This window comes from Chryseobacterium sp. LAM-KRS1 (assembly GCF_013184525.1).
GTDB classification, from domain to species: domain Bacteria; phylum Bacteroidota; class Bacteroidia; order Flavobacteriales; family Weeksellaceae; genus Chryseobacterium; species Chryseobacterium proteolyticum.
Map to the genome: position 1 here is coordinate 96,921 of NZ_JAAOIZ010000005.1, position 22,419 is coordinate 119,339.

General features: G+C 38.6%; 19 protein-coding genes. 7 read left to right on the forward strand and 12 right to left on the reverse strand.

Going from position 1 to position 22,419, the window contains the following annotated elements; genetic code table 11:
• Positions 1-94: 94 nt before the first annotated feature.
• From G9C87_RS15055 to G9C87_RS15065, 3 genes are all read right to left on the reverse strand, one after another.
• A complete protein-coding gene (locus G9C87_RS15055) occupies positions 95-721 on the reverse strand; it encodes a TetR/AcrR family transcriptional regulator (RefSeq protein WP_172282614.1) in 627 nt (208 codons plus the stop codon).
• A gap of 146 nt (positions 722-867) precedes the next feature.
• On the reverse strand, positions 868-2,001 hold the full coding sequence (locus G9C87_RS15060; RefSeq protein ID WP_410499371.1) for an FAD-dependent oxidoreductase: 1,134 nt from the start codon (positions 1,999-2,001) through the stop codon (positions 868-870).
• Positions 2,002-2,053: 52 nt separating this feature from the next.
• Positions 2,054-2,884, reverse strand: coding sequence for an AraC family transcriptional regulator (locus G9C87_RS15065; RefSeq protein ID WP_228457022.1), 831 nt, complete (start codon positions 2,882-2,884; stop codon positions 2,054-2,056).
• A 124-nt stretch (positions 2,885-3,008) separates the two neighbouring features.
• Here G9C87_RS15065 and G9C87_RS15070 point away from each other — a divergent pair, with 124 nt between their 5' ends.
• Positions 3,009-3,287 (forward strand): hypothetical protein, encoded by a 279-nt coding sequence (locus G9C87_RS15070; protein ID WP_172282617.1) that lies wholly within the window; start codon positions 3,009-3,011, stop codon positions 3,285-3,287.
• A gap of 106 nt (positions 3,288-3,393) precedes the next feature.
• Here the strand turns inward: G9C87_RS15070 and G9C87_RS15075 are convergent, their stop codons facing one another.
• Entirely contained in the window at positions 3,394-4,584 is a 1,191-nt protein-coding gene (locus G9C87_RS15075; protein WP_172282619.1) for an MFS transporter, read from the reverse strand.
• An 87-nt stretch (positions 4,585-4,671) separates the two neighbouring features.
• Between G9C87_RS15075 and G9C87_RS15080 the strand changes: the two genes are divergently transcribed.
• The 5 genes from G9C87_RS15080 to G9C87_RS15100 all read left to right on the forward strand — a co-directional run bounded on the left by G9C87_RS15080 (position 4,672) and on the right by G9C87_RS15100 (position 8,199).
• A complete protein-coding gene (locus tag G9C87_RS15080; protein WP_172282620.1) occupies positions 4,672-5,520 on the forward strand; it encodes an AraC family transcriptional regulator in 849 nt (282 codons plus the stop codon).
• 107 nt (positions 5,521-5,627) lie between these two features.
• Positions 5,628-5,915 carry a DUF6150 family protein gene (locus G9C87_RS15085; RefSeq protein ID WP_172282622.1) on the forward strand — a complete coding sequence of 96 codons (288 nt, stop codon included), beginning with the start codon at positions 5,628-5,630 and terminating at the stop codon, positions 5,913-5,915.
• 178 nt (positions 5,916-6,093) lie between these two features.
• Positions 6,094-6,513, forward strand: a complete 420-nt coding sequence (locus G9C87_RS15090) for a cupin domain-containing protein (protein ID WP_172282623.1) — start codon at positions 6,094-6,096, stop codon at positions 6,511-6,513.
• Positions 6,514-6,732: 219 nt separating this feature from the next.
• Entirely contained in the window at positions 6,733-7,485 is a 753-nt protein-coding gene (locus tag G9C87_RS15095; RefSeq protein WP_172282625.1) for an SDR family oxidoreductase, read from the forward strand.
• Positions 7,486-7,524: 39 nt separating this feature from the next.
• The gene (locus tag G9C87_RS15100; protein ID WP_172282627.1) at positions 7,525-8,199 is read left to right on the forward strand and encodes a succinate dehydrogenase cytochrome b subunit; all 675 of its coding nucleotides are present in this window, start codon (positions 7,525-7,527) and stop codon (positions 8,197-8,199) included.
• Positions 8,200-8,426: 227 nt separating this feature from the next.
• Here the strand turns inward: G9C87_RS15100 and G9C87_RS15105 are convergent, their stop codons facing one another.
• The 6 genes from G9C87_RS15105 to G9C87_RS15130 form a co-directional block, all read right to left on the reverse strand.
• Positions 8,427-9,176 carry a DeoR/GlpR family DNA-binding transcription regulator gene (locus tag G9C87_RS15105; protein ID WP_172282628.1) on the reverse strand — a complete coding sequence of 250 codons (750 nt, stop codon included), beginning with the start codon at positions 9,174-9,176 and terminating at the stop codon, positions 8,427-8,429.
• Complete coding sequence (locus G9C87_RS15110) at positions 9,170-10,354, reverse strand: MFS transporter (RefSeq protein ID WP_172282630.1); 1,185 nt, start codon at positions 10,352-10,354, stop codon at positions 9,170-9,172. The genes G9C87_RS15105 and G9C87_RS15110 overlap by 7 nt, the downstream gene beginning before the upstream one ends.
• A gap of 146 nt (positions 10,355-10,500) precedes the next feature.
• Entirely contained in the window at positions 10,501-11,193 is a 693-nt protein-coding gene (locus G9C87_RS15115; RefSeq protein ID WP_172282632.1) for an MgtC/SapB family protein, read from the reverse strand.
• A 271-nt stretch (positions 11,194-11,464) separates the two neighbouring features.
• Entirely contained in the window at positions 11,465-12,124 is a 660-nt protein-coding gene (locus G9C87_RS15120) for a phosphatase PAP2 family protein (RefSeq protein WP_172282634.1), read from the reverse strand.
• Positions 12,125-12,356: 232 nt separating this feature from the next.
• Entirely contained in the window at positions 12,357-13,820 is a 1,464-nt protein-coding gene (locus G9C87_RS15125; RefSeq protein ID WP_172282635.1) for a RagB/SusD family nutrient uptake outer membrane protein, read from the reverse strand.
• A 6-nt stretch (positions 13,821-13,826) separates the two neighbouring features.
• Positions 13,827-16,784 carry a SusC/RagA family TonB-linked outer membrane protein gene (locus tag G9C87_RS15130; RefSeq protein WP_172282637.1) on the reverse strand — a complete coding sequence of 986 codons (2,958 nt, stop codon included), beginning with the start codon at positions 16,782-16,784 and terminating at the stop codon, positions 13,827-13,829.
• Positions 16,785-17,348: 564 nt separating this feature from the next.
• Between G9C87_RS15130 and G9C87_RS15135 the strand changes: the two genes are divergently transcribed.
• Positions 17,349-18,167 (forward strand): DUF2490 domain-containing protein, encoded by an 819-nt coding sequence (locus tag G9C87_RS15135; protein WP_172282639.1) that lies wholly within the window; start codon positions 17,349-17,351, stop codon positions 18,165-18,167.
• A gap of 4 nt (positions 18,168-18,171) precedes the next feature.
• Here the strand turns inward: G9C87_RS15135 and G9C87_RS15140 are convergent, their stop codons facing one another.
• The gene (locus G9C87_RS15140) at positions 18,172-21,225 is read right to left on the reverse strand and encodes a DNA polymerase III subunit alpha (protein ID WP_172282641.1); all 3,054 of its coding nucleotides are present in this window, start codon (positions 21,223-21,225) and stop codon (positions 18,172-18,174) included.
• A 4-nt stretch (positions 21,226-21,229) separates the two neighbouring features.
• Positions 21,230-22,393, reverse strand: a complete 1,164-nt coding sequence (gene dinB / locus G9C87_RS15145) for a DNA polymerase IV (RefSeq protein ID WP_172282651.1) — start codon at positions 22,391-22,393, stop codon at positions 21,230-21,232.
• Positions 22,394-22,419: the final 26 nt, after the last annotated feature.

Here is a 22,419-nt window from a genome sequence, read left to right on the forward strand (position 1 = left end):
CTCATCGTTTATAGGTTAAAAATCATTTTTTTATTTTTCAATTCTTGTTTAAAATTTCGTTTTAATCATTTGATTAAATTAGGGTCAAAAAAAATTAGCCTGCCGCCATCATGGCTTTTACCCAGATCGGGATAAGCTTTTTACGTTGAATCATTAAGGTATTGAACTCTTTATCGTTCAGTTCACTGCTTCCAATCAACATTGGTTTTGCTATGAAGGGAAATACGGTAAGCCCCAACAGGTTAATTAGAAAATGTAAAGGATTAGGCTCAATAATACTACCCTTTTTCACCGCTTCCTGATGTTGCTTTAAAAAGACAGAAGATTGAATCACTTCTTTTAAAGGGATTTTTTGCAATAGAAGATTAGGATTGTTACGAAGCTCACTGATGATGAATGTCGGAATTTCCGGCTCTTTGATGATCAGGTCGATATACTTCCCTACTACCTCTTCTACTTTTTTTTCGAGAGTTGTTTTCTCTGTATTTAGCACCACTAACAAGCTTTGAAAGAATCCAGCCATAGTTTCGAGCATGATAATCTCAAATAATTTGGCCTTGCTTCTGAAATAATAATTGAGCAATGCCAGGTTGATATCTGCTTCTTCAGCAATATCCCTGGTTCTGGTTGCAGCGAATCCCTTTCTGTAAAATACGATTCGTGCGGCTTCCTTTATTTTTTCTTCCGTTGAGGTATCTATTTTTTTAGATTCTTCTTTCATATTACAATCGTTCTTCTGTTGCAAAGGTAGAAAATATTTTTTAGGTTAAACAAGTAATTTAATCAAATGATTAAATTTGTTTTTTATAAAGATATAACCTGAGTTGCGTCAACCCAGGCTATATCTCTTTATGCAGAAGGTTATTGTTATTCAAAAAGCTGTAGAAAAGAAAAATCGGGATCGCGCATTTCTGCCTCGTTAACGGCTGATTCCTGTTGGGCTTCAGCTGCATACTTTATCATTTTCTGTTCATAATCTTTTATAGCTGCTTCTGCGGTTTCAAAACTACCTTCAGTAAGATTTTCAGATAAGGTAAGGGCATCTACCAGGCCAATGTTTACCCCCTGTCCGGCAAAAGGAGGCATCAGATGGGCTGCATCACCGATCAGAGTTATGGGAAGCGGTCTGCTATCTTTCCACTGTTTTAATGGTAATTTTCGGGTTGGTAATCCAACGAAGAAGGAAGTTGCCTGAAATACTTCCTGATAAGGTTTGCCCCAATCCGGTAATCTTTCGGAAAGAAACTGAATTACACTTTCTTTATCCTGAAAGTCCAAAGCATGGCCCTGATCCCATTCTTGAGGTTTTTGTATAATTAAACCATAAGTGAGCGAACCATTGTTATAAGGATTGGCAACGAATAAGCTTCCTTGGTTTGAAGTCATGAGTCTGCTTCCATCACACAGCCCGTACATTTGAGGAGAATTGATCTCAGGCTGCGGAACATCACCCTGGATAATAAAGCTACCGGTTTCTTCGATTTCGGCATCGGTGACATAGTTTCTAACTTTTGACATTCCTCCGTTGGCAACAATCACTAGATCAGCTGTTGCATCGGGCTGGTTTTCGAATTGTAGCAACCATTTGCCATTATGTTCTGTGAGGTTGGTCAGCTTTCTGTTCCAGATAACGGTATCTGAAGCTAAGCTTTCCAGCAGGATCTTTCTTAGCTGATTTCTGTTGATTTCAGGGTTATCATACCGGTTTTCCGGAGTTGGCTTTCTGATATGTAAAGTATTGCCTTGTCGATCGGCAAATATAATTCCCATGGGAATTGCGGTTGTATAGTAGTTTTCAAGCAGTCCGGCCTTTTTAATGGCCTCCTGTCCTGAACCTTTATGAAGATCGAGCGTCCCACCCCATATTCTGGTTTGGGCGTCAAAGTCTCTTTCATAAACGGCTACATTGACTTCTTTTTGCTGAAGTAGTCTGGCCATAGTTAAACCTACAGGTCCGCCACCGATGATCGCTACTTTTTTGTCTTTTAATAAATATTGCATGTCTTTTAATTTGTATGTTAATTTCCATACAAATGTCAGAAATGCAGTAAGCTTAGGATTGTACAAATGCGACAAAATCATTGCTTACCACTCGTTGTCCTTTTTTAGCTTTTTTAGCGAACGCAGCAGGAGTAATACCGGTATACCGTTTAAACTCTCTGCTTAAATGGGATTGGTCCGTATATCCAAGATCAACAGCCAACCCGGCTAGATTAACATCAGGATGCAGCCATAAATGATTTCTGGCCTGCTCAAAACGCATCAGACCCGATACATCCTTAACGGTGTGGCCGGATGACTCTTTAAATTTTCTTTCTAAAGTTCTTACTGTTGCATGAGCCGCTTCAGCAACCTGGCTGACGGGTAAAGTACCATTGGCCTTTGTCATGGCAACTCCTGCTTTGAATAGCATGCTGTCGGTAGAAACATGTGAACGCAGTGTAAGGAAATATTGTTTTAGCTGATCTATAGCTTCTTCTTTTCTACCTTGCTGAATCAATGCATCCAATGTGGAATGAAGCTGTGCTATTGGGTGTTCAAAAGTATGTACCCCTACTTTACCGGAAGGAAGTTCCAGCAAATCGAAAACCGTCCATGGGAAACATCTTACCGCGATAATCTCCAACCGGTTGGCCATATGGAAATGAACAGGCTGATTGAGCAGTCCCATCATAAATGGCGAAGGTAACGGATGAAGAATTCCGTTTTGAACAACGCTGCATTCGCCACTGAAATAAAAAATAATTTCAGCATAGCCATCAGGAGTTACTTCAAAGACGGATTGAACTTCTGTTGAATCCCTCCTGTTGTACCAGAAACATTTTATAGTATCCTGTAACTGTTCCGGGACATTAAATTCCTGATGATACATTTCGGGAGACATAATAAATGGATGTTGGTATTAAAGCTATATTTAAAAAGTAATACTAAATTAAAAATAAAATGGTCACGATTGATCATAGCCCAAGAAGAAATGTTTTAATTTAATGAATGAAAATTTTAAAAATATGAATGAAAATAAGCAATACGTAACTTATGCGGTATCAAAAGACGGGATCCGGACAAAGATTGATGCCGGATCGATTATCATACAGATCGAAGAGGAAGAAATTGAAATCGCCCTGATTCCTCCGCATCCTGCCTGGAAAGGGAAACTGACATTATCCACGGGATCAGCCATTGACGGGCGACATGAGGAAAGAGAACCCGGAGTACAATTTGTTATAGAACCCGGAGCATCTAACGTTGTACACATTACGGCAAAGAAACCAGATAAAAGCTTTTAGAACCGATATCAAAAATAATCTCAATACAATCTTTTTCTATAGAATATTCAGAATAAAAACTGTATTGAGATGATGAGAAAAAATTTATTATTTAGTCAAATAGGATTTATTCGCAAACTGCAGGAGAAATTGTTATTTCTTCTTTTTCCTCAGCTTCTGATTCTATTTCTATTTTTTTCGGAAAAGTAATAAAGCTGATGGCGAGTGTAACTCCCAATAATGCAATGCTGATCCAGACAATTTGATGAATTCCATATTTTGCAATAATTAAACCACCCACAAGAGCTCCTAATGATATCCCGATATTATAGCAGGAAGTCAGCAGGCTGTTGACAAATTCAAGGGCACTGTGAGGGACTGCCTGGGTGGTACGGATATTAGGAACCAGGAAGCCTCCGGTGTGTATCATTCCCCAAAGGGAAAGAATCAGAACCATCGCCACAAAAATTCCCCCGAAGTAATAGGCTAATATCTGAACGGCAATCAGAGACACAAAAAACAATCGTACGGTAACAAGTAAATTTCTGTTCAGTGCAATCCCCATTAGCCAGTTCCCCAGAATTCCCATACCTCCGAATAAAAGAAGCATTACACTTATTTCTGCTCCATTCATCCGTGTAATTTTTTCCAGATAAGCAGCCAGATAGGTATAGCTTGAAAACATAGCAGCTAATGTAAGAATAGTCGAGATCAGATTGACCCAAAGTTGTGGACTTTTTAATACGTATAGTTGATTTTGTGATGTTTTATCTTTACTTGCGGGCATGGACGGAACAAAGAATAATAATCCTAAAAACGCAATCAGGCTCACAAAACTTCCCATATAAAAAGAGGCTTGCCAGTTATTAAAGAAATCCGCTGCATAGGTGGTAAGCGGAACTCCTAAAACGGTAGCCAAACTAAGTCCTGCCATTACCACAGAAACGGCTTTAGCACCACCCTGTTTAAATGCAATTGCCATTGAAATATTCCAGAACAGCGGATGCAAAAACGCAGGTAGAACCCGTGCTACCATCAACATGGTAAAACTGGTTGAAATAGAAGAAAGAAGATTTGATAATACAAATACACCAAGCACCATACATAATAAAAGCTTACGGTTGATCTTAGTGGTAAATGCAGTGATAAAAGGAGATGAAACAGCCACAGTAAGTGCAAAAGCACTTAACAGCCAACCGGCTGTATCTATAGATACATTAAATTCCCTGCTGATGTTGGGTAGAATTCCAATTACCCCAAATTCTGTAGTAATGATTCCAAAAGCTCCCAGAGCCAAAATATAAATCGATCGTTTCATGATGAGTCTTAAAATTATTCCACAAAATTGGACAGATTTTTTTTAATAAATCAGTATATTTTAATGATAATTGAGTAATTTTGCAGGATGAATAAAGAAAATATAGACCGATTGGTAGATGTAGAGTACTGTAAAACAGAAAAGTGCCCCGTAAGGAATCTGCAGTTTTCTTTTTTTCAGATGGTCTATGTTATCTCCGGATCAGGATTTTTAGAAATCAATGATAATAAAGTTACCTACAACAAAGGTAGCCTGATCATGCTCACTCCTAATGACCAGCATTATTTTGAGATTTCTGAGATCTCAGAATTTTTATTTGTTAAGTTCAGTGAGAATTATGTAAGAGAATACAATTGGAAAAGCATAAACTGTATTGAATGCTTATTGTATCATGCTTCACATCTGTCAGGCTGTGTTTTGAAAAACAAACCGGATGAATTTCTGGTAAAATCAATCGTAGATTCACTTCTGCACAATATGAAGCATAGTGATCTTTATCAGGAGGATCTCACACTTCATTATGTAAACGCATTAATTGTGATTGCAGCAAGAAATATTTCCAAGATGAGGCCCGTCAATGCAACGGTGAATGCAGACAAAAGAATGTTATCGATCATCGGTCACATTCAGACCCATATCTATGACCCACAACAGCTGAAGGCTTCTGTGATCAGTCAGAAATTTGGATTATCTGAAACTTATTTGGGAAGCTATTTTAAGAATCAATGTGGAGAAACTATTCAGAACTATATCTATAACTACAAAATGCGATTGATTGAGCACAGGCTGATGTTCAGTGATATGCGGATCAATGAAATAGTAAGCGAGTTTGGTTTTGCGGATGAAAGCCACCTCAATAAGTTTTTCAAAAAGCGCCACAAGATCAGTTTAACCGAATTTAGAAAATCTAAACAGAAGGTTAAAGAAATGGTTTAATGGAAGGAGATGTAAAGCATTGTGATCCATTAAATTATAATTTACTACCTTTAGGCCTACGGAATTGATTCAATACCGAAATATAATAACTCCAAAACACCGAACACATGCCAAGTATTAGTATTAAAAATTTTCAATCTAAAAATGATCTTGTAGTTTATGAAACTGATGTTGAAAGCTCAGCTGATCTACTGGTCTATAAAACAAACTCTAAACTGAAAGCTCTGGAAAATGAAGCGTTCTGGTATATTGAGAAATTGGAGAACAGCTCGGATCGTTCCATTTGTTTTTCCAATTCCAAAGCCGCTGCAGATTTATCAATTCATTATGTGGGTAATGATGCCAGTGCCGGATGGCAGGGCGAGCACCCGTTGAAAGGTAAGCTTAAAAGCTGATCCATTTACTGAATCATAGAAATTATATTTTTATAATAGAAAACCACTGTATTGCAGTGGTTTTTTCTTGGGAACAGAATGAATTTTTAGAACAATATTTCTTAAACCAGTTTAAGCATATATCATGTTTTTATTGTCAGCTTTGCTTTAGTAATAATCAAAGAAAAAACTGGATACAATGAAAAAATCAGCAATCATTCCTATTGCCTTTTGTTTTGCTTTTGTGATGAATGCAAAAGCACAACATTCCGGGGATTCAGCACCTGAAATCCCACCACGTGTTATCTTCAAACAATTCATAGAAACTTCCGGGCTTAAAGAGCAGGAAGTAAAAATGGTTATCGTTAATTTTTCTCCGGGTGAAGTCTCTGCGCCACACCGGCATCCTATTCCTACTTTTGGTTACGTTTTAGAGGGTGAACTGGAATCTACCTTTGATGGTAAAGTATATCATTATAAAGCCGGCGATGCCTTTTATGAAAAACCAGACGGATTACATTCAGGAACGAGAAATATGAGCAAAGATAAGCCAGCCAGGCTTCTTGCCTTTTTTGTCGGAGATAAAGGGAAACCATTTTTAGTTCCGGAAAAAAAATAAAGTTTCTCAATCTGCATTTCACTTGTGGAGAAGGACATTTTACAAATTTGATAAGCCTCATTTTTAATTTTTAAAATGAGGTTTTTATTATTTTATTCTGCTCAGATTATGAATCACATTTTGTAGAAATCTGAATGGTTAGCATTTTCTTAAACCAGTTTAAGCAGATATGGCTTTTTTATTTCCAGTTTTGTTGTATTAATAATCAAAACAAAAAAAATGAAAATTGTAATCATCGGAGGTAGCGGACTTATAGGAAGTCAGCTAACAAATATTCTTAAAAATGAACATGAAGTTATCTCTGCTTCACCAAGTTCCGGCGTTAATACAATTACCGGAGAAGGTCTTGATGAGGCCCTTAATGAAGCTCATGTAGTGATTGATGTATCGAATTCACCATCATTCGCAGATGATGATGTGATGACCTTTTTCAAAACTTCCACCCATAATTTGTTGTCCGCGACAAAGAAAGCCGGACTGCAGCATTATGTTGCGCTCTCAGTAGTAGGAACAGATAAATTGCAAGAGAGTGGATATTTTAGGGCTAAGCAAACTCAGGAAGATATGATCAGGGAGTCTGGAATACCATTTACCATTGTTCATGCCACACAATTTTTTGAATTTGCGGGAGGGATTGCAACGATAGGAACATCAGACGGAAAAGTATGGCTTTCAGATGCATTTGTTCAACCTATCGCAAGTGCTGAAGTCGCTGCATTTATGAGTAAAGTCGCAGTTGAAAAACCCGTCAATAAAATAATTGAAATAGGAGGTCCGGATCAAATAAGACTGGATGACTGGATAAAGCAATATATTGTATCAACCGGAAAAGATATTCAGGTTGAAACCGATGCCGCTGCACCCTATTCAGGAGCTATACTGGAAGAAAAGACACTGGTTCCGGAACATCCTGCTTATGTAGGAGTGATCAAATATTCTGAATGGATTGCAAAGCCCGAAAACAGACGTTGATTATCCGGAAGATCTTACAATTATCTCAGAAAAGCAGCTATGAACTATCAGAAAAATACACTGATTACAACTTCCATAGGAAGAAAAGTTGTAATGGCATTAAGCGGTTTATTTCTAATCAGCTTTCTTATTGTACATGCTTCGGTTAATGCGCTTATTTTTTATAATGATCATGGGGAAACATTTGGAATCGGAGCCCATTTTATGGCTACCAATCCTATAATCAGGACGATTGAGGTATTTCTGGTTATTGGATTTATTATTCATATTGTCCAGGGATATATGCTGTGGTATAAGAATAAAAAATCCAGGCCGGTTGGATATGCAATAGAAAAAAGACTGTCCGGAGTTACATGGTATAGCAAAAGTATGACTTTATTTGGGACATTGCTTTTGTTATTCCTGGTTATTCACACCCGAAATTTTTGGATTCCCAATCGAATTCATCAGTTTCAGTCGGGCGAAGAACTTCCCTTGTATCAAATGATGATTGATAAATTCACGAATCCTGTTGAAGTGGTTATATACCTGATTGGATGTTCATCCCTTGCCTGGCATCTGGCCCATGGCTTCCAAAGTGCATTCCGTTCTCTTGGTGGTAATCCCAATAAATTCAATTCCCTGATTCTCAATTTGGGTTATGCTTTTGCCGTTATAATACCATTTACATTGGCAATGATGCCCATTTCGATTTATTTTGGATGGATAAAATAAGGAGAAGTGTGCTCCGGAATATTGATAACAAAATCAACCTGCTATTGAGCGGGTTGATTTTGTTATCATGATAAATATGACTTATCTTACTTATAATATTATGTATTTTTTAATTATAGAGAATCGGTTGAAAAGAAAAAGCCGTTTATCCTAGAAAAAGAATGACGGTAACATAAGCTTTTAGATTGATTTTTAACATTCAATCGTACAGTTTATAATACTGTTCTCTACACAATCTGAACATTTAACCTCCTGAAAGATTCCAGCTCCTGATGATCGGCAGATAGATCTGTAATTAATACATCAAGATCTTCTATATCACAGATTTTAAGGGGCTCTGTACGTCGGAGTTTATTTTGATTGGCGAGTGCGATTGTTTTTTTTGATGATCTGATCATGGTTCTTTTGGTTTCCGCATCAGTCATAGAAGTTGCTGATGCACCAAAATCTGCATCTATTGCACAGGTTCCCATGATGAAAAGATCTGCAATAAACCGGGACGCTTCATGACAGGTTGCATTTCCTGTAGTAACGGCTAAATCATTATCATAAATTCCTCCCAACAGAATCAGTTCTACCCCTTTGAATGTACTAAGTATAGGAATAAGTGAGGTGTTGTTCGTTATAACCCGGATATTGATAGTTGCCGGCATATAATTCGCAACTGCACAGAGGGTTGTTCCCCCATCTAAAAAGAGAGTCATTCCATCCTTAATGAATTGCTGAGCTTTTAAAGCAATTACATTTTTCTCCTCGGCCAAAAAAGACTGTCTGTCATGAAAAGATAGCGGATCTTTCTCTCTTAAAATAGCACCTCCACGAACCTTGGATAAAAGACCATTGCGGTGAAGCTGCTCTATATCTCTTCGTACCGTGTCTTCAGAAACATTAAGATCTGAGGCCAGGCTCTCAAACATAACTTTCTTTTTTTTCTTTAGCTGGGTCAGGATGACCTCAAAACGTTCTTCTTTTAACATGATGACGAAGTATTTCTGAATTTATATATGATGGCGACCACAACAAATAGCAAAGCTATAATTTCAAATGCGGCAGTCAAAGAAAAATGATGCGCAATAAAGCCTAGTAAAGCAGGACCTGCCAGTGATCCGGCATAACCTATTGTCGTAATTGCAGGAATAGCAACCGTGGAAGAAATTCCTGAAATCCTCCCTCCTTCACTGAAAAATACAGGAACGATATTGGCAGCTCCTAATCCTAGTAATATAAAGCCAAAAAGAGATAGCGGTACCCATGGACTAAACGTTAAAATAATTACTCCCGCTGCAGCAATAATACTTCCGCCTATGACCACTATCCTGCTGTTTAATTTGCTGATAAGGGAGTCCCCCGATAATCTCATAACAGCCATGGCTACAGAAAAAGCAGCATATCCTATCCCTGAAAATTCAGACTCTACGCCTTTATCATCTCTTAGAAATACGGCACTCCAATCCAGCATAGCTCCTTCGGAGAGAAAAACCATAAAGCACATGATCCCCAGAATCAAAACTCTCGAATCCATCCATTGAAAACGGGAAGTCGTTTTACTTTCAGGATCCACATGGGAAAACTGGATAATGCTTTTTCTTTCCGTTTCACGATCAAATAAATATCTGAATTGAATGATCAAAAGGAAAATAAGCAAAACGGATATACTTACTGCCGCATAAATCGGATTTAATCCCAGCTTCATAAGAAAACCCAGTCCTAAAGAACCGAAAAGCCCGCCAACACTAAAGAGTCCGTGTAGGGATGACATAATAGGTTTTCCATATTGATTCTGCACTTGTACTCCATGAGCATTCATAGCTACATCAATCGTTCCTATGCTGCACCCGAATGCGAAAAGAACGGCTCCCATAATATAAACATCCGATACAATCAATAGAAAAGGAAGAAGTAATGCACTCAACAAAACGCTTACAGCTATAATTTTCCGGCTCCCTATTTTATTGATCAGGAGTCCTGATAACGGCATCATCAACAAGGCTCCTCCTCCCAGCAAAAGCAAAAGTAAGCCTAAATCGGCTTCATCTAATCTAAGCCTGTCTTTAGCAAAGGGAACCATAGGTGCCCAACTCGCAATTCCCAATCCACAAACTAAAAATATAAGCTGGGTAGCTATTTTTGCTTTCTTTACCGTTTCAGAGACCATTAATATAATTATTTATTTTGCAAAAGTATGCAAATTTGCATTATATTGCAATATTAATCTTGCTTAATGTACAAATCTGCATAAATGAAGCGGATCATTTTGCTGTATAATTCTTAAAGTTGAAAAAGAATTTAAAGAAAGATTTATTAGATATGAGAATTAATCTCAGTTATCCCTTCAATCGTTTTAAACTCATCTAATGCTGAAAGTATTTGAGATGGAGGGGAATTGTAATCAAAGGTAACCTTTAGTTCATCGGATGAGCTGTCCTTACTGCTGTGTATGAATATTTCACTCGTAACCAATTCATATTTAGTGAATATACTTTCAATCTGAGCAAGGCTGATCAGTCCGGAATTATAGAACAAGGTCATGGTTTTACCTTTTGTACTTTTAAAAAGCTTTCTTTCAAATGGTTTTAAAAGAGCCAGAATAACAAGGATGATCACCGTGGCAATGAAGGCCGGAAAATACAAGCCACCCCCAACGGCTAATCCGATACCTGCAACAGCCCATAATCCTGCCGCTGTAGTAAGTCCGATTATAATTTGTGGTCTGAGAAAAAGAATGGTACCGGCTCCCAAAAAGCCTATTCCACTGATGACCTGGGCAGCAATCCGTGAAGGGTCGAGCACAATAGAAGGTTTTCCCATAATATCATTAAAGCCAAAAGCAGAAACAATCATAATTAAAGAAGAACCTACACAAACCAACATATGGGTTCTTAAACCTGCCACCCCTTCTTTCCTTTGTCTGTCCCAACCGACAAGACCGCCGAATACAGCAGCAACAAGCAGGCGGATGGCTATTTCCTGATTAGCTAAGTTATAATTAAGCATAATGTTAAGAATTAAAGTGTAACGAATATTCAGAGTGTTTTGCTATTGGACTGATTTTCAATAAGCAGAAATAAAACAACTCATAGGGATATGGTCGCAAAAAAGATACCATTTTGAAGTATTGTTACATCGCGAAAAAGCGAAAAGCCGGAATCGAATAAAGCAGGAAGGTAAAATTGCAGATTTATTGAATGGTAAATTTTGTTTTTTGAGAAGCCGGTTTTATGCAATTTTGCCTTTTCGCATTATATCAATTTACTATTCAGCAACTTTATGGTGCAGTTCTTATATTTTTCACATAGACGGATCCCAAAGCAAAGAGACAGAGAATCCCCACAATAAATCCGCCTAAAACATCTGTAAACCAATGTGCTCCCAGATAAATACGGGAAAAAGCTCCTGCAAATATCATCAGCAGACATGCGGCAACAAGGAATATACGTACGGTATATTTTATGGTCTTCATATGAAGGAAAATTAGAATCAGCGCTCCGAAAAAAGTGGTATAAAATAAAACGTGTCCGCTTGGAAAACTCTGGTATTGGGTTTTTTCTAAAAGAACGACCAGATCCTGGGAAGGACGCGGTCTGTTGATGATGATTTTAAGGATTAAGCCTACAAGTCCTGATAACAATGTGGATATAATAAATACGGCTTCTTTTCTATACCGTAATAAAACCAGTACAAGGGCAGTAAGGAAAACCATAACCACTGATACCGGGGTTCTTCCCAACCAGCTGATACCTATCATTAATGCGTCAAGATTCCTGGTTTGATTCTCCTGGATTTCTCTGGAAATATGGAGGTCCAGATATTCGGGAGAAATAAAAGTAACAAAAAGGCTCAACAGAATAAACAGCACCACTAAACTCATAAGTATTGCTTTAAATAGAAGTTTTTTATTGGCCTCCAGATAAGTTAGGAATTTCATATTTTAAAAATTAATCAGGATAAAATAAGTACACCAATTTCAAATTAATTTTGAATTGACCAGAGATCAATTAATTTCATTATGGTAATACTGAGCATCTATCATAACAAAATGTGTGCTAATGCGAGGCTATAAGTTGAATTGCCATAGAAGTAATATACAAAAAAGCCGGAGTGAAAATACTCCGGCTACAAATTGCTAATAATTTGTTGATATGAATGAATGTGTGTTGCTAGTCGTTTTGTTTGATCTGTGGATTGTTATTGATCTCTTTATTAGGAATCTGGAACCTGAATTTATCGGGTGAAAGATTGAATCTGCCAAACGTATGGTTGGTTCCCGGATATATTCTTTCCAGGGGAACATTCAGTCTTTTCATGTCAAACCAGTCATAACCTTCACCCCATAATTCTATCCTTTTTTGCAGGATAATTTCATTGATCAGCTCATTTCCGGTTTTGGTAGATAACGTGTAGGCACTGTTTCTTTTCGAAGTGATTTCATACAATACCTGTCTGGCTTCTGCTTCCCTTCCCTGTCTGGCCAGTGCTTCAGCCTGTATGTAATATAATGATGAAGCCCTGATATAAATATAATCCCCTTCAAAAAAAGTAGGGTCTTTAAATTTCCAGCTCACATACGCAGGATAATTTCTTGTTTCTCCATTAAAAGTATAGGCAGTGCTTTGTGCTCCGTTGAATACTTTTTTGCGATAATCCGTTTCTGGAATAGCTTCATACAACCTTTTGTCGATAAGCTTATAGATACCGGCAGCACCGGCATATCCTTTATTGGTATTATCAAACATAGAGAAGAAAGAAGCATAGTAATTTCCAATACTCATTGTGGATGTCGTATTGTGGAAACCCCATAATACCTCCGGATTATTGATATTGGAAAACCCGGTTGTCGTATACTCATTTTCGGTCATCAGTGCTATTCCCTGCTTGCTTTCTTCAGCATATTTTGCTGCTTTTATGTAATCTCCTGTCTGTAAATAAACTTCTGAGGCTATAGCTTTTGCCGTTCTTTGGTCTATCTGGGCTCTGGATGGGCGGGCATAGCTATCCAGAAGTATAATAGATTCTTCAATATCACTGGCAATCTGTTTATATACATCCGATATGATTGCTCTGGGAAGTCCCTGGTTTGGATTGCTGTTTGTTAAGACCAAAGGAACTCCCGGCTCCGATTGATGACCTTTGTAATCGTTGGCGTAAAACCGTACCAGATAAAAATAGGAGTAAGCTCTGAGGGCGAGAAGTTGTCCTTTAATGGCTTTATTATTATCGTTACCATTTTTCTGCAGACCATCCAGAAGTTTGTTGATGATAAAGATTCTCGCATAAAATGTAGTCCATACAAATTCGGATGCAGAATTATTGGCATTCGTTGCATCATAATTGTAAAACATTCCCAAATGCTGGTTTTTAGCCTGGATAACGTCATTAGACATCAGATCTGATCCTGCTTTTATCGCCATAATTCCAAAATCCGAATGTAAAGTTGTTCCTCCGGCTCCGTTACTGCGGAGATTCAGGTATATTCCACCCAGTATTTTTTCAGGTGATGACTGATCATTATTCAACTGTTCACCGGAGATATCTCCATCCGGATCTGTATTCAGATCATTGGCACAGCTTGTCATCATAACGCTTATTGACAGGGCTGCTATAAAGTATTGTATTGTTTTCATATTTTCTTAAAATGTTAATTTAAAACCTAGGGAAACACTGGATAATAAAGAGTACCGGTATGGATCGGATACGCCGGTTAATGACGCTCTCGGATCATAACCTTTTCTTTTAGACCATAGATAAAGGTTGTTTCCTGTAACGTAAATTTTCAGCCCCGATAAACCTGCCTGCTGCGGAAATCCGTCCGGAAGCTGATAGGATAATGTAACATCCTGAAGACTGATATAATCCGATTTTATAAGATAAAGCGTGGAGTTTCCATTCTGATTCGTAGAGGTAAGATCTACCCTTGGAAGCTCTGCACCCGGATTTTCCGGTGTCCATGTTTTGCTTAGATCTGTAGAATAATTAGAAGCATAGCTATCAGAATGGAATAAAGACCTGTAAATATCATCATAGCCGTATCCACCGAACTGATAAGAGAAATTGACAGCCAGGTTAAATCCTTTATAAGTAAAATCAGTTCCGAAACCACCATATACTTTTGGAATGGCGGATTTACCCGTATTGTAATCTGTTGCATCCTTATAATTCCGGGTAACAGTTGTTTCCTCTTTCTGGGTATTAGAGTTTAATGCTGTACGGTACCATAAAGCATCTCCGTTAGAAGGGTCTACACCTGCAAATTTCTTAAGGTAATAGGTATACCTGTCGCCTCCTTCCGTAAGGATAAAAAGTCCGGAAACAAGACCTGTATTCCTTTGTTCGGCCGGTAATCTGGTGATTTTATTTTTGTAATGGGTGGCATTCGCATATACATTCCATTGGAATTGATCGGAGTGCAGGATTTCAGCGCTTAGATTTGCCTGGACTCCCCTGTTGATCATATCGCCGATATTACCGTACTTTATGTAGGATCCGGCATTGGAAGGCGGTAATGGAAGCGTATAGATCATATCGGATACTTTTCTTTCGAAATAATCCGCATTCAGGCTGATCCTGTTTTGTAGCAGGGATATTTCAAAACCTGCATTCAGGTTCTTGGAAGTTTCCCATTTTAAGTCCTTATTTCCCTGTTTTTTAAGGGAAAGAACGGGCTTGTCATTTCCAAAGTTATTGATGCCATAGATGTCCTGGTATGCATAATAATCCCTTGTTCCGTCATTAAGTAATATGTTATCATTACCCTGTTGACCGTATGAAGCTTTTAACCTTAAGGAGCTGATTACTTTATTATCTTTAAGGAAATCTTCTTTGGCTACATTCCATGCAGCTCCCAGACCATAAAAGGTACCCCATCTGCTATCCGGCGAAAACACAGACGATCCGTCTCTTCGGATATTGGCATTGAAAAAATACTTATTATCATAGTTATAAAGTAATCTGGAAAAGTAGCCTTCTACAGCATATTCATAACCATTCCCCGATAAATCTGTTATTTTTACAGCATTGTCAAAAGATAACGAGTTGGGTAATAACAGTTGTTGTTTTGATCCGGAAAACCCTTCATTTTTTATTTTATTGAGTTCATGCCCAATAAGGATATTGAAATTATGTTTGTCCAGTTTTTTCTGATAAGTAAGAAGCTGCTGATGGTTTAATGTATGCTTGAATGTGGAGCCCATATTGATGGTTCCCCCGACGGATGATGAAGTTCCTCCGACGGTATTGCCATATCTGAGGTCTTTAAGATTTTCCAGATATGCTCCAAAGTTATAGGTGAAATCTAATCCTTTGACAATTTCATAATTGAGGCCCAGATTGATGTTGGTGAGATTGCTTGTTGTGCGGAATTTATCCTGCTGAAGGTTGGCTACCGGGTTTTCATAGACAGCATAAGACCTTCCTGCTCCGTTTGGACCGCTGGAATCCCCGTAATCATAGAGTGGATTTCCATTATTGTCATAAATGATCTGGTAATTATCATTCCTAAGGAAAACAGGATAAAAAGGAGCAATATTTCTTGCAAACTGGAACGGATTGGAAAATCCTCCCGATTCACCAAAATCCTGCTGGCTGTAAGTATAAGACAGGCTGCTGATCAGTTTTAACTTTGAGGTGATAGTATAATCCAGATTGGATCGTATTCCGAATCTTTCAAAACCGGAAGAAATAAGATATCCCTTATCATCTAAATAATTCAGGGAGGTATAGGATTTTACCTGGTCATTATTGGCGCTGATCCCTACATTGGCTTCTCTTCTTAATCCGGGTTTAAAAAGAAGTTTTTTCCAGTTGTCCTGGTAGATAAGTTGGGCACTTTTGTTAAAGGTACCATCCTGCCCTATCATTTGACTGAAAGGGACGTTGTAGGCATTGTATCTCAAGCTGGTCAGAGCAGTTATTCCAACTTCATGAGGGTTAGTACCGGAAGGAACTGCTCCGGGTTGTGTTAATCTGGCAATTTCACCGATCCTTGCCCGGTTATAATAAGCGGTGTAGTAATCCTGTGGTGAAGTATACACTGAATAATCTTCAACAGATCTGAAATTAACCCCTGTTCTGATATCTGCTTCTATATGAAGTCCTTTGGATTTACCCCTTTTGGTGTTTACAATGATCACACCATTGGCTCCCCTGGAACCATATAATGCGTTGGAAGAAGCATCTTCAAGAAAGGAGATGCTTTCAATGTCAGATCCCGGAATGCTGTTAAGGTTTCCGTTATAAGGAATGCCGTCCAATACGATTAATGGATCACTTGAAGCATTGATCGAACCTATTCCCCTCATTCTGATGACAGGCTGTGAACCTGGCTGACCTGAGGATACTACCTGTACCCCTGCTACTTTACCCCCGATTCCCTGTAAAACATTTCCGTTTTGGAGATTAGCAATATCTTTTGTCTTTAAAGACTGTACGGATCCTGTTATTTCTTCTTTTTTCTGTTTTCCAAAGGCTACCACCACAACTTCTTTTATAGACTGCTCTTTGGTGGAAAGGCTGTCCCTGTTTTGTGCAAAGCCAAATTCTGCAATTAAGATCATGGCCAGTGCACCAATTTTACATTGGTTTTTCTTCATTATATATTAATTTAAGTAGGTTAAAAAATGAGATGGATGCTTACTGTTTTTTTCCGGTAAGAAATAATAATCCTCCTCCCTCCTTTTCCGGGACGGCTATAATAGAGTCGTTAAATTGTACGGGAATTACTTCTGTTTAAAAACCTGTAATTATTGGGTTTTAATTTCTACAGTAAAGGTGGCTTATGACTTCATCATCATGTAGCACATCATAAAATCAAAACACATGTATTGTAACATAAGATCGTGTTGTGAAAGACAGTTGCCTGTACTCCATTCGTCTTGAATGGATACCGTTGCTGTCATCGTGCATAAATAAGGATGAGATGAAGTTTTATTCATGAGAATAAAGTTTATTTTTTTAACTGTGTCAAAAGTATTTAATTCTTCACAAATCTTAACCAAGGAAGGACATGAGATAAATCATATTAGTCTATTAATTTTGTAGACTAATTGAAATTATAACATGGATTCCAGAATTCTTCCAGATTTTGTCCCGATTTTCGACACTTTAAAAGTCATTTAAATAATACGTGGAGTTAAAAAGCCTTTAAATTTGTGATAATGAAGAATGTTTTATGGGAACGACCGTTGAGATTAAAAAAAATTGCCGGAGCCTTATTGCTGTTCGGAAGTCTCTTTTTACAAGCCCAGATCAGCCCGCCGGGTTTAGGGGAAGCCAATACAGCATTCTGGGGTGCATTTGGTGTTCGCCGCAGACTGGATTCATTGGGGAAAAAGCAAACTTTAAGTTATGTTGGGATAGGCCGTAAAAGTGAGCCGGACCGGAATAATTTGTTTTCCAGGCAGGCGATCCTGGTATTGAATCATGAGGTGTATCATTCGTTTGCCCCGCATCAGCAGTACAGTTATGCATTCAGTTATCGTCGTCAGCCTCAATATGATGAGGTCTCCCCTTATGAAAAAGAAGGTATAGAGCAGGAATTCAGGATCTATGGGAGGTATGCATATACTTTTAATCTCGGAGAAAGATGGAAGCTTAAAAATACCGTGCGACAGGAATTCAGAAAGTTTTTTGATCCTGACTTCCATAATGTGGAAGAAGATTTTCAGTTGAGGACTCGTCTTAAAAGCCAGATCACCTATAGCCTGCCATCAGAGAATAGCCAGAAATTGATGCTTAGCGTAGAAGGATTATTTTCTGTGAGCCATCTTAATGAGCCGGATAAGGAATGGACTCCTTTTGGATACCGGGAAATGCGTATTGCTGCTTATTATATGTTTGATATTCCCAATTCTCCTTTTACGGTAGATATCGGTTATATGGATGACCTGATCAGAGACAGCCACAGCATACATAAAGGTGGTGTCCATTATCTTGCCGCTGACCTGATCTGGAATCTGCCTTATAAAAAGAAATAAATATTTATTTAAGCTTGTTTCTGGGGAGTCCGATTTCGTGGGCTTGGGGATAAGGAAGCCTGTTTGTCATACTTACGTCCTCTCTGATCTGTTTATGAATATCGTATTGCATTTCTTTGTCATATGCATATCTTGGATCAGGAATGAATGGCATTTTGGCCATTTTGGTAACCGTAATGGTCGGAAAATGAAAATCAACTTCCACAGTTCCTAAAAGAAGATAGCATCCCCCACCCTGAAATGTATACTTTTCAAGACTGTCCGGAAAATGGGCAGTATCAAAGTAATCGCCGTTCACATCGATCCAGGTTCCGAAATACATCGTTCCTTTTTTGGTAGGGACATGTTTTCTGGAGATGAGGTAAGCCAGCATTTTTACCTGTTTTTTATGGTACTGTAGCAGGTCTTTCACAAAAACGGAACCTCTGTAACCGGTCTTCAGCAAGTCAAAAGGACTGCATGATATGGTAAACCCCAGAATTTCAATTTCATCGAAAGCATCTTCAAAAGTTTCCCTTTTCAGCCGGGGAAGTTTGTATTCTTTAACAGGTTCTTCGATCAGCATCAATCCTCTGTTTTCCGGTTTGAAATTAACCAGGAGCATCCTTACTTCCACCAGTAGTTCGTTTTTCTGTTTTCCGGTAAACCGGAAAGCTCCGATGAAAATAAGTATTTGTGCGGTTTCAAGTCCGACAGGGACTCTTCGGATAAAATCCTCCAGGGATTTATAATTCCCGTTTCTGGCTCTTTCCTCAACGATAAAATGGGCAATCCTGGTTTCAAGACCCTGTAAATGCATTAACCCGAGATAAATTTCTTTTCCGTGCAGGGTGGTTTGAAAATCACTGGTGTTCACGCAAGGGTTGCAGACAATTCCACCCGACATTTTGGTTTCATGAATGTAGACCTCGGTACGGTAAAATCCACCCATGTTATTGATCACGGAAACCATAAACTCCAGCGGATAGTATACTTTCAGATATAAACTCTGATAACTTTCTACCGCATAGGAAGCAGAATGAGCCTTACAGAATGAGTACCCGGCAAAAGACTCGATCTGGCGATAGGCTTCAGCAGTAAGCTGTAACGAATGTCCTTTTTCTTCACAGGATTTGAAAAAATTAGCTTTTACTTCCCGAAGCTTTTCAATAGAGCGACCTTTCCCGCTCATCGCTCTCCGGAGAATATCTCCATCTGCTAATGATAATCCTCCAAAATACTGGGAAATTTTGATCACATCTTCCTGATACACCATGATTCCATAAGTTTCTTTCAGATGTTCTTCAAATACGGAATGAAAATATTCAAACTGGTCGGGATGGTTATGCCGGAAGATGTATTCGCGCATCATTCCGCTTTGGGCAACACCGGGTCTGATAATGGAAGAAGCCGCCACTAAAATTTTATAGTTATCACATTTCAACCTTCGCAAGAGCCCCCGCATGGCAGGACTTTCAATATAAAAACAACCTATTGTTCTGCCTTGTGCCAGATATTCATTACACACTTCTTCATCTTTGGAAATTGAGGTATCCCGAATATCTATATCAATATTCCTTGTTTTTTTGATCAGCTTAACGGTATCGTTAATGGTTCCTAAACCTCTTTGGGAAAGTATATCAAATTTTTCAAAACCGATATCTTCAGCAACATTCATATCGAACTGGACAATGGGAAATCCTTTAGGAGGCATTTCAAGGGCTGTAAAATGGGTAATAGGCTCTTCCGAAATCAGAATTCCGCAAGCATGCATACTCCTTTGATTAGGAAATTTTTCTAATAATTTACCATATTTATGAACATGCTCTATAACTAGGCTCTTATCATGCAGTTCCATCCGTTGGCTGGTCAGCTCGTCCAGTTCTTCTTTTGGCAGACCAAAAACCTTTCCTACTTCACGCAATATCGATTTGTACTTAAATTCAACGTTAGTTCCGCAGAATGCGACATGTTCTTTTCCATAGCGATCAAAAATATATTGCAGAATAGCATCCCTTTCCTGCCAGCTCCAGTCAATATCAAAGTCTGGTGGGGTCTTCCTATTCAGATTGAGGAAGCGTTCAAAATACAGATCCAGTTCCAGCGGGCAGATATCTGTAATTTCTAAACAAAAACTTACAATACTGTTGGCTCCACTTCCCCGTCCTACATGCATAAATCCCATTCTGTTGCTGTATCTGATGATATCCCAGACGATCAGGAAATAAGAACTGAAATTAAGCTCATCAATCACTTTAAGTTCTTTTTCAACCCTTGCTCTGGCAATTTCATGATCTAAGCCATAGCGTTTTTTTAATCCTAAATAGGCCAGTCTGGTCAGCATTTTAAGATCTCCTTCTTTGGACCGGGTGTAATGTAATTTATTTTTAACTCTCTTATAGTCAAACTCAAAATGACAGGAATTGAGAATATGCTGTGTATTTTTAATAATTTCTGGATACTGATAAAAAGCATCACGGAGACTTTGTTCCCGTTTGAAATATTCCGTTTTATGGCAGGTGTCATCTTCAGTCAGTTTACTGAGGAGTGTATTGTTATCTATGGCCCGAAGAATACAGTGCAGGTTATAATCCTTTCTGGTGGCGAATGTTATCGGATGCAGTACCACCATTTTATGGATGAGGTTCTGATATTCAGTACGGATAAGAAGTGTCAATTCTTCCTCCCGGATCCCTATAAACTCATTTTCTCTAAGTGTTTCAGGAATATTTTCTTTAGGATAGATCACAAATACATTGGCAAATTGCGGAGCGGCTTCCGTGAGGTTTTTTCCATTGCAGTTATAATCCGTAATCATTTGGTTGATCTCTCCAATCCCGCTGAATTCCTTTGCAATAGCGATATAAAGAAGCCTACCCTCTTTCCTTATTTCAACTCCGGCGATGGGTTTTATACCACATTGGTCACATAACGTTTTAAATTCGTAGATTCCGGTAATGGTATTGATATCCGTTAAAACCAATTCCCGGGCTCCTGATTCCTGAGTTTGTTTTACCAGCTCTTTGATGGATAGTGTGCCATAACGAAGGCTGTGGAAAGAATGACAATTGAGAAACATAGCGTTAGAATAATCTGTTTTTATTTTCTAAATCAAAGCCGGAAGCTCTGCCGACAGCCTGGGCTCCAAAACGATTTTTGATGTAATCCATCGACTGATAAAGATTCATCAGCTCTTCGGTATCTTCGAAAAGATCCATCTGATGGTTTCCATGAACCAGTCCTGTGAAGCGTAACCCTACCAAACGAAGGCGCATTCTTCTGGTGTAAGCTTTTTGGAATAATTCCAGGGCAACCCGTGAAAGGGTATGATCTGCAGAAGTATAAGATACTTTACATTGTTTGGTCTCCGTATCAAAATTGGAATACCGGATCTTAATCGTTACCGTTGAAGTCAGCCATCTTTCTTTCCGGAGCTGATAAGCCAGCTGCTCAGCCATTCCCGATATCAGCCCTTTTAAAGAAACCATATCCATGGTATCATTCGAAAAAGTTCTTTCCGTTGAGATTGATTTCCTTTCCGAATAAGGAATGACCGGATTCTCATCAATTCCATTGGCTTTTTTCCAGAGTTCAATCCCGTTTTTTCCGATCATCTGTTGTAATACCAGAACAGGCATTTCAGATAATGTATGAATGGTTCGAATTCCTATTCTTGAAAGGAGCTGAAAAGTAGCATTTCCTACCATCGGAATCTTCCTTATTGATAAAGGGTTAAGAAATCCCTGCATATTCTGCGGCTTTATTTCGAGCTTTCCATCGGGTTTAGATTCCCCACTTCCGATTTTTGAGACGGTTTTGTTGTTGGATAATGCAAAGCTGATGGGAAGCCCCGTTTCTTTTGTGACGGCAGCAGCAATTTCTGTAGTCCACTGATAGCATCCGAAAAACTGATCCATTCCGGACAGGTCGAGATAAAATTCATCAATACTGGCTTTCTCCATTACCGGAACCTTACTTTGAATGACCTCTGTTACCAGATGGGATAAGTTGGAATACATTTCATGATCTCCACGGATCACTTTAGCATCAGGGCAGAGCTTAAGTGCCATTCTTATCGGCATGGCAGAGCGTACTCCAAACTTTCTTGCTTCATAGGAACATGATGCTACTACTCCACGGTCCCCACCTCCTATGATCAGAGGGATTCCGTTAAGTTCTGAGTTATTAAGACGCTCACAGGATACAAAAAATGTATCCAGGTCCATATGTACAATCGATCGTTCCACGAAACAAAATTAGTTACAATTTGTAT

Coding starts and splice junctions, on each gene's coding strand:
- G9C87_RS15055 (WP_172282614.1), bottom strand. CDS start 721: ATGAAAGAAGAATCTAAAAAAATAGATACCTCAACGGAAGAAAAAATA.
- G9C87_RS15060 (WP_410499371.1), bottom strand. CDS start 2,001: ATGCAATATTTATTAAAAGACAAAAAAGTAGCGATCATCGGTGGCGGA.
- G9C87_RS15065 (WP_228457022.1), bottom strand. CDS start 2,884: ATGTCTCCCGAAATGTATCATCAGGAATTTAATGTCCCGGAACAGTTA.
- G9C87_RS15070 (WP_172282617.1), top strand. CDS start 3,009: ATGAATGAAAATAAGCAATACGTAACTTATGCGGTATCAAAAGACGGG.
- G9C87_RS15075 (WP_172282619.1), bottom strand. CDS start 4,584: ATGAAACGATCGATTTATATTTTGGCTCTGGGAGCTTTTGGAATCATT.
- G9C87_RS15080 (WP_172282620.1), top strand. CDS start 4,672: ATGAATAAAGAAAATATAGACCGATTGGTAGATGTAGAGTACTGTAAA.
- G9C87_RS15085 (WP_172282622.1), top strand. CDS start 5,628: ATGCCAAGTATTAGTATTAAAAATTTTCAATCTAAAAATGATCTTGTA.
- G9C87_RS15090 (WP_172282623.1), top strand. CDS start 6,094: ATGAAAAAATCAGCAATCATTCCTATTGCCTTTTGTTTTGCTTTTGTG.
- G9C87_RS15095 (WP_172282625.1), top strand. CDS start 6,733: ATGAAAATTGTAATCATCGGAGGTAGCGGACTTATAGGAAGTCAGCTA.
- G9C87_RS15100 (WP_172282627.1), top strand. CDS start 7,525: ATGAACTATCAGAAAAATACACTGATTACAACTTCCATAGGAAGAAAA.
- G9C87_RS15105 (WP_172282628.1), bottom strand. CDS start 9,176: ATGTTAAAAGAAGAACGTTTTGAGGTCATCCTGACCCAGCTAAAGAAA.
- G9C87_RS15110 (WP_172282630.1), bottom strand. CDS start 10,354: ATGGTCTCTGAAACGGTAAAGAAAGCAAAAATAGCTACCCAGCTTATA.
- G9C87_RS15115 (WP_172282632.1), bottom strand. CDS start 11,193: ATGCTTAATTATAACTTAGCTAATCAGGAAATAGCCATCCGCCTGCTT.
- G9C87_RS15120 (WP_172282634.1), bottom strand. CDS start 12,124: ATGAAATTCCTAACTTATCTGGAGGCCAATAAAAAACTTCTATTTAAA.
- G9C87_RS15125 (WP_172282635.1), bottom strand. CDS start 13,820: ATGAAAACAATACAATACTTTATAGCAGCCCTGTCAATAAGCGTTATG.
- G9C87_RS15130 (WP_172282637.1), bottom strand. CDS start 16,784: ATGAAGAAAAACCAATGTAAAATTGGTGCACTGGCCATGATCTTAATT.
- G9C87_RS15135 (WP_172282639.1), top strand. CDS start 17,349: ATGAAGAATGTTTTATGGGAACGACCGTTGAGATTAAAAAAAATTGCC.
- G9C87_RS15140 (WP_172282641.1), bottom strand. CDS start 21,225: ATGTTTCTCAATTGTCATTCTTTCCACAGCCTTCGTTATGGCACACTA.